Annotated in this window: 8 protein-coding genes; 6 read left to right on the top strand and 2 right to left on the bottom strand. The window is 64.7% G+C overall.

Annotation, left to right across the window (positions count from 1 at the left end):
* Positions 1–146: 146 nt before the first annotated feature.
* Positions 147–770, bottom strand: coding sequence for a MarR family transcriptional regulator (locus IV088_RS24520; protein ID WP_291107220.1), 624 nt, complete (start codon positions 768–770; stop codon positions 147–149).
* Positions 771–1038: 268 nt separating this feature from the next.
* Between IV088_RS24520 and IV088_RS24515 the strand changes: the two genes are divergently transcribed.
* Both IV088_RS24515 and IV088_RS24510 read left to right on the top strand, forming a co-directional pair.
* Positions 1039–1677 (top strand): SCO family protein, encoded by a 639-nt coding sequence (locus IV088_RS24515; RefSeq protein WP_291107218.1) that lies wholly within the window; start codon positions 1039–1041, stop codon positions 1675–1677.
* Positions 1674–3296, top strand: coding sequence for a hypothetical protein (locus IV088_RS24510; RefSeq protein ID WP_291107212.1), 1623 nt, complete (start codon positions 1674–1676; stop codon positions 3294–3296). The genes IV088_RS24515 and IV088_RS24510 overlap by 4 nt, the downstream gene beginning before the upstream one ends.
* Positions 3297–3364: 68 nt before the next feature.
* Here IV088_RS24510 and IV088_RS24505 read toward each other — a convergent pair whose 3' ends face one another.
* Positions 3365–4762 (bottom strand): MBL fold metallo-hydrolase, encoded by a 1398-nt coding sequence (locus IV088_RS24505; protein WP_291107211.1) that lies wholly within the window; start codon positions 4760–4762, stop codon positions 3365–3367.
* Positions 4763–4933: 171 nt separating this feature from the next.
* On the opposite strand from IV088_RS24505, the gene IV088_RS24500 reads away from it, so the two are divergent.
* The 4 genes from IV088_RS24500 to IV088_RS24485 are packed head-to-tail and all read left to right on the top strand — an operon-like array spanning position 4934 to position 7011.
* On the top strand, positions 4934–5947 hold the full coding sequence (locus tag IV088_RS24500) for a sulfate ABC transporter substrate-binding protein (RefSeq protein WP_291107210.1): 1014 nt from the start codon (positions 4934–4936) through the stop codon (positions 5945–5947).
* A gap of 45 nt (positions 5948–5992) precedes the next feature.
* Positions 5993–6589: an NADPH-dependent FMN reductase gene (gene ssuE, locus IV088_RS24495; protein WP_291107207.1), complete on the top strand. Its 597-nt coding sequence runs from the start codon at positions 5993–5995 to the stop codon at positions 6587–6589.
* A 6-nt stretch (positions 6590–6595) separates the two neighbouring features.
* Positions 6596–6757 (top strand): hypothetical protein, encoded by a 162-nt coding sequence (locus IV088_RS24490; protein WP_291107204.1) that lies wholly within the window; start codon positions 6596–6598, stop codon positions 6755–6757.
* Between the two features lie 38 nt (positions 6758–6795).
* The gene (locus IV088_RS24485; RefSeq protein WP_077331003.1) at positions 6796–7011 is read left to right on the top strand and encodes a molybdopterin-binding protein; all 216 of its coding nucleotides are present in this window, start codon (positions 6796–6798) and stop codon (positions 7009–7011) included.
* The last annotated feature ends 145 nt before the right edge of the window (positions 7012–7156 follow it).

Below are 7156 nucleotides of genomic sequence, written 5' to 3'. Positions count from 1 at the left end.
TCAAACCCAATCCGGATGAACACCGGATACAACCTATTGAAGCTTCACAGCTAGGGCTTGTCCAGTGGAGGCCGCAGAACCGTTGTTGCCCAATCTGCTGGCTTTGCCCCCAAGGTCCGTGGACGTTGGGCGCTTGCACGGAAGGGTCAGGACCCGGAGATGCAGCGTTCGTAAAGGCGGAGCGACTCCTCGAACATCGGCAACGCACCGGGGATCGCGGCCATCGGCTGCAGATGGCTGCGGAAGACCGCCACCAAACGATGCAGGATGCTCTCAACGATCTTCAAACCGTGGGGTGTCACCCGGATCAGGTAGCCCCGGCGATCACCTGGATCATCAATCCTCTCAGCCAGGTCCTGCTTGGTGAGCTGGTCGATGCGGTAGGTGACCGTGCCCGACGTGATGCTGTGCATCTTGAGAATGTCGGTCGGCCGCATGGCGTAGGGGGGGCCCACGCGACGCAATGCCATCAACAACAGCATTTCATTGAGCCGGATGCCAGCGGCCTCGCATTCCTTCAACAACAGCTCGTCGATCAACATGGCGACCCGACGGACGCGGATGCCGAGCGCGAGGGCCGCGATGTCCTCGCCAGCGAACTGCTTTTGCCACTGGGAAACCAAGACGTCCGAGTTGCCCTGGAGGGGATCTGCTTGCACGTCTGAGGCGTTCGCGGTGAGCGTTCTGGACATGTGCTCCAGCAAATCCCCGAGTGCCGTCGCCGACGCTTGGGGCGTGATCTTCGCTGTCGATTTTTTCTTTGTTGCCATGTACTTGCCTCGGTATTGGGGGCTCCGTATGGGGTTGAGTATGCGGGTTTTCCAGTATCTTGAAGTTAAAGATACTTGATACTCTTTGCACTTACCGCCGAAGACCGGCCTGTGTGCGTGAGGAATGTATGAAGAGCATCTCGAACGTTGGCGCATCCCCACACAAGGGGTGCTTTCGTCACCATGGTCACCATGGTCACCATGTACCTGGTCATTCGAGCGACATGCTTGTCGGCGACCTGGGCCTCTGATCGTGTTCCATTGGCTCTTGAACACTGCCAACGCGTGGTCCCTGCTCCTGGCCGCGCTCACGGTCTTCGCGGGTGCGCTTCCCGTCGTTGATGCCTTTGCCCATGTTGACGGACCGGCCGCCAAAGCCGGTGTGGCCCAGCGATCCCGGCTGCTCACCGAACGTCGCATGCCCAGCTTCCAGGTCCAGGATCCGTCGGGCCGGGCGCTCACGGAGAAAGATTTTCTTGGGCAGTGGACGTACGTGTTCCTCGGGTACACCAGCTGTCCCGATGCCTGCCCCACCACGTTGGCGACGCTGACCCAGGCGTTCGACGGGCTTCCGGCCGACGCGCAGCGGATTCGTGCCTTGTTTCTTTCGGTCGATCCACAGCGTGATCGCCCGGAGGTGCTGTCGGCTTACCTCGCGAACTTCAGCAACCGCATCAGCGCCGGCAGTGGAAGTCCCGCCCACATGACCGCGACCGCACAAGCGTTTGGAATGCGCTTCGATGTCGTCGGAGACACGCGTTCTGGCAACTACGCCATCGACCACCCGGTGGTGATGCTGCTGTTTGATCCCAAGGGCCGCTTCGTGACGCTGGTTCCCGCCGGCGTCTCCGCAGCCGAACTCGCCACCGACCTCCGCAACAGAATTCACCCAAGGAAAACACCATGACGCTCTCTCGCCGCAACGTGCTGGCTTTGCCCGCAGCTCTTTACCTCTCTGGCTCCGGCGCTGCGCCTGCACCCGGACAGAGTCAGGGCTATCCGACGCTTGACGAGAAGCAACTGGGGCACCTGCGCTTCATCTCCAACATCGCACAACGGCGCCACAACGACTGGTCGCGGATGGACAGCGACGAGCCGGGTCAGGGCAACTTCGACGCGTACCGCTATCAGCTGGCCATGATGGCCTACACCGTGCATCTGGCGAATTACCACTACACACCCGCCTGGCGCGAAGTTCACCAGGCGACCAGCGAGAAGCTGGTCGAGAAGATGATGCGTTTCGACGTCTGGAGCTTCTGGGAGAACGTGAGCCGCGGCGCGAAGCAGTTCGACCCCAGTCTTGCGGCTCTGTCAGACGGGTGGCGAGACCCGGTGATCAAGCAGAACATCATGTACAGCGGCCACCTGTTTCAGATGGTCACCACCTACGCCATGCTGTACGACAGTTCCCGCTATGAGCAGGCGGGCGCCCTCACGTTTGACTTTGACCCGAAGGCCCGCGGAATGGGGCGCGAGCAGTTCGTCTACGACACGCCGCGCCTCGCCGAGGTGCTGCGCAACCAGTTCGCGGCCAATGGCTGGGCCGGTGTCGAGTGCGAGCCGAACGCGATCTTCGTCGAGTGCAACCAGCATCCGATGCTCGGGTTCAAGTTGCTGGACCAGCGCAAAGGAACGGCCTACTTTTCCGAAGTGTCGGCGCAGTACATGAAGGTTTTCGACGAACAGCAGTTCTTCCATCCGGAGAACGGTTCCTCCATGTTGTTCAAGATGGTCAAGCAGGGACGCAAGGTCCCCGCACAGCTTGCCTGGAACGACGGATGGGCTGGAACCTTCCTGCATGCCTGGGCGCCACAGAAGGTGCGCGAGGTCTACCCGAAGCTTCGGAGCAAGTACCTCGTGCCGCAGGCAGACGGTACGGCGGTCATTCCCTTTGCCAAGGCGTCGGATGCCTGGAGCTGGGGCAACGGCTTCATCGCGGCGCTGGCGGCAGAAACCGGCGATGTCGAGACAGCCCGCGCCATGCTCGCGTATGCGGACCGGCACTGGTCGCCCACCTGGGTCGATGGCGGGCTGCACTATCCGCGCAACGACAACTTTGAAACATCGCCAGGGCGCGGAAACGGCATTCCAGAGCGGTTCAGCAGCCCACGGGTCAACACCTTGACGGGCAATGGCTTGCTGGGGCTCGCACGCATCAATCCCGGACAGGGCTTCTTCTCGATGTTCGAGCGTCCGTGGACCAGCGAACACTTCAGAAATCCATACATCTCCGGCGTCGAATTCCCGCAGGTGCAGGTGGCGCGTGCCGTGTACGACGATGAGAAACGGGCGCTGCTGCTGCGCTTGCGACCGGAGCGGACGATGGATGCGCGGCTGTCCGTGCATCAACTCAATGCGCAGGGCACGCATGCCGTGCTGATCAACGGCACCGTCGCCGGGCGCGTCCAGAACGGCCGGGCCACGGCTGCGGGCAGTGGCCTGCAGATGGACATGCGCGACGGCGTCCTGGCGCTGAATCTGCCGCTTCGCGCCACCGCTGAAGTGGTTGTGCAACAGCTGGGATAGATTCAACCAGACGTGCTTGAGCGGGAAGGAGCGGGGAACAAGAAGGACGTCTTTGACGCGCCCCCTGCTCAGGCAGCCGGGGGGATGACCTTCAGTGGTGCAGGGACCGAATGCACACTGCCGTGCTCCGGCACCAGCGCAGGCCAGTGAAGCTCGGTCTCGATGCGGTGGCGCAGCGCATCGGAGGCGCCCATGTCGCCGTGGGTCACGAACACGCGGCGCGGCGCGGCGGGCAGGGCGCGCAGCCAGTCCATGAGCTGGCTGGCGTCGGCGTGGGCCGAGGCCGATTTCATCTGCACCACCTCGGCGCGCACGGGCACGTCCTGGCCGTGGATGCGCAGCCTCGTCGCGCCTTCGGACAGGCTGGCACCGCGCGTGCCAGGCGCCTGGTAGCCGGTGAGCACCACCATGTTGCGGTGGTGGCCGAGGTACTGCACCAGGTGGTGCAGCACGCGCCCACCGGTGGCCATGCCGGCGGCGGCGAGCACGATCTTGGGACCGTGTTGTTGTGCGATGGCCTTGGACTCGTCGGCACTGCGCGTCATCTTGGCCACGTGCTCCATGTCGCGGCACTGCGCGGCGCTGAGCCGGTGTTCGCCCAGGTGGCGGTCGTACAGGTCGGTGGTGTGGATGGCCATGGGGCTGTCCAGGTACACCGGCAGGCTGTGCGGCAGCACACCGTTGGCCTTGAGCAGGGCGATGGCGTGCAGGATCTCCTGCGCACGGCCCACGGCGAACACCGGCAGCACGGCGGTGCCGCCGCGCGCGGCCACACGCTGCAGCGCCGGGCCGAGCTCGGCGAGCACGTCCTCTTCAGGGTGCTCGCGGTCGCCGTAGGTGGACTCGATCACCACCACGTCCGCCGCGGGTGGCTGGTCGGGCGGGTTCATCAGCGAGTCGTCGGGCCGGCCCAGGTCGCCCGAGAACAGGATGCGCTGGCCGCCCACCTCCAGCAACAGGCTGGCCGCACCGAGGATGTGGCCCGCGCTGGTGAAGCGCGCCGTCCAGCCTGGCAACGGCTCAAAGGCCTGGTGCACGGGCACGGTGCGGATGAGCTTGAGGCAGGCCAGCGCATCGGCCTCGGTGTACAGCGGCAGGGCGGGCGCGTGTTTTGAAAAGCCCTTGCGGTTGGCGAAGTTGGCGTCTTCTTCCTGGATGTGGCCGCTGTCGGGCAGCAGGATCTGCGCGAGGTCGCGCGTGGCCGGCGTGGCCCACACCTTGCCATGAAACCCCTCTTTGGCCAGCAGTGGCAGGTAGCCGCTGTGGTCCAGGTGCGCATGCGTCAGCAGCACGGCGCCGATGTGGTTGGGCATCACCGGCAGCGGGTCGCGGTTGCGCAGGCGCAGCTGCTTGTAGCCCTGGAACAGACCGCAGTCCACCAGCAGGCTCTGGCCGTTGAATTCGACCAGGTATTTGGAGCCGGTGACGGTGCCGGCCGCGCCCAGAAATCGGATGTGTACGTTCATGCGGTTCATCTTACCCGTGGGGGTTCCGCGCAACCGCTGCGCAGGCCTTGAACGGCAACGGTTTTCTGCTTAGTTGATTTCCTTATTAACAACTGAAAACGTATTCGTTCCGGTTTGGTTGCCCGGCTTCCATGATCCGCTCCGTTGTCCGTTCATTCCCGGAGAAAACCCATGACATCCCGCCGCACCCTCATCACCACCCTGTTCGCCAGCGCCGTCGCCGCGACCGGCCTGCCTGCCTGGGCCCAGACGGCCCCCGTCACCCTGCTCAACGTGTCCTACGACCCGACGCGCGAGCTGTACGTGGAATACAACGCGGCCTTCGCCAAACACTGGAAGGCCAAGACCGGCCAGGACGTCACCATCAAGCAGAGTCACGGCGGCTCGGGCAAGCAGGCCCGTTCCATCATCGACGGCCTGGACGCCGACGTCGCCACGCTGGCCCTGGCCGGTGACACCGACGCCCTGCACAACAACGGTGGCTGGATCCCCAAGGACTGGCAAAAGCGCCTGCCGCACAACAGCTCGCCCTACACCTCCACCATCGTGCTGGTCACGCGCGCGGGCAACCCCAAGAACATCAAGGACTGGGACGACCTGATCCGCCCGGACGTGAAGGTCATCACCCCCAACCCCAAGACCTCGGGCGGCGCGCGCTGGAACTATCTGGCCGCCTGGGAATTCGCCAAGCGCAAGTGCGGCAGCGAGGCGAAGGCCAAGGAGTTCGTGGGCAAGCTCTACGACAACGTGCCGGTGCTCGACTCGGGCGCGCGCGGCTCGTCCATCACCTTTGCCCAGCGCGCCCAGGGCGACGTGTTCATCAGCTGGGAAAACGAGGCCTACCTGCTGGAGAAAGAGTTCGGCAACAAGGTGGACTTTGTCTACCCCTCGCTCTCCATCCTGGCCGAGCCGGCCGTGACCGTGGTGGACAAGAACGTGGACAAGAAGGGCACGCGCGCCGTGGCGCAGGCCTACCTGGAGTACCTGTACACCGAAGAAGCGCAGGACATCATCGGCAAGAACTTCTACCGCCCGATCTCGGCCAAGGCCCAGGCCAAGTACGCCAAGCAGCTGCCCAAGCTCAACCTGTTCAAGATCGAAGAGGCCTTTGGCGGCTGGGAGCAGGCGGCCAAAGTGCACTTCGCCGACGGCGGCAGCTTCGACCAGATCTACACCAAGAAATAAGCGGTTGCACCCCCGCTGTCACACACCGTCAGGGAGTCCTTTGCCATGTCCGTCCTGCTGATCGCCGGCAGTCCTTCCGAGCATTCGCGCTCGTCCACCTTGCTGAGCGGGGTGGCCCGCCGCCTGCATGACCAGGTGGACGACCGCCGCCTGCGGGTCGAGCGCCTGCAGATCCGCGACCTCTCGCCGCAGGCGCTGCTGTTGGCCGACTGGGGAAACCAGAGTGTGGTGCGCGCCATCGAGCAGGTGGCCCACGCCCGCGCGCTGGTGGTGGCCACGCCGGTCTACAAGGCGGCCTACAGCGGCGTGCTCAAGGTCTTCCTGGACCTGTTGCCGCAGACCGCGCTGAAAGGCAAGGTGGTGCTGCCCATCGCCACCGGCGGCAGCCCGCACCACATGCTGGCGCTGGACTACGCGCTGCGGCCGGTGCTGCAGTCGCTCGGCGCCCGGCACATCCTGCCGGGCGTGTACGCGTCGGACAGCCAGATCCCGAAGGACGCCGATGGCGAGTACCAGCCGGGCGAGGAGATCCAGACGCGGCTGGACGACGCGGTGTCGATCCTGCTGCACGAGGGCCTGCACTGGCCTGTGACGCCGGTGTTCGCGCCGGTGCCGTTCGCGCAGGCGCAGTACAGCGTGTGACCCGCCATGCCCCCGCCCGACCGCAACCCCCTGCCGCCCGAATACCCGGGCATGTCCGAGACGCCGTTGCCGTCGGACGGCATCACCCCCTTTGAGCGGGGCGTGAACCTGGCGGTCGCGGCCGTGCTGGTGGCGCTGGGCCTCTACGCCCTCTACGGGCCGGTGTGATCCATCCTTATTCCCTTCATTCTTTTCAGGAGTTTTTCATGTCCATTCAAGCCATCAACGTGCGCAACCAGTTCAAGGGCAAGGTGCGCGAAATCATCCGCGGCGACGTCGTCTCCGAGATCGACGTCGAGACCCCCTGGGGCATCGTGACCTCCGTCATCACCACCCGCTCGGTCGACGCGCTGGAGCTGAAAGTGGGCTCCGATGTCGTGGCGCTGGTCAAGTCCACCGAGGTCTCCATCGCGAAGCTTTAGAACACCCCCGCCGCGCTGCGCGCGACCCCCTCATGGGGGCTGAGGACCGCGGCTCCAAGCCTGCCTGCGCAGGCTTGGACGGGACGAAGAGGCTGCGACTCTGGCGCAGCCGCGGCCTGCAAGGCGCACTGGCCGTCCGGCAAAG

It is taken from the genome of Hydrogenophaga sp., assembly GCF_018780075.1.
GTDB lineage: Bacteria > Pseudomonadota > Gammaproteobacteria > Burkholderiales > Burkholderiaceae_C > Hydrogenophaga.
This window is presented reverse-complemented; position numbering and strand designations above follow the sequence as displayed.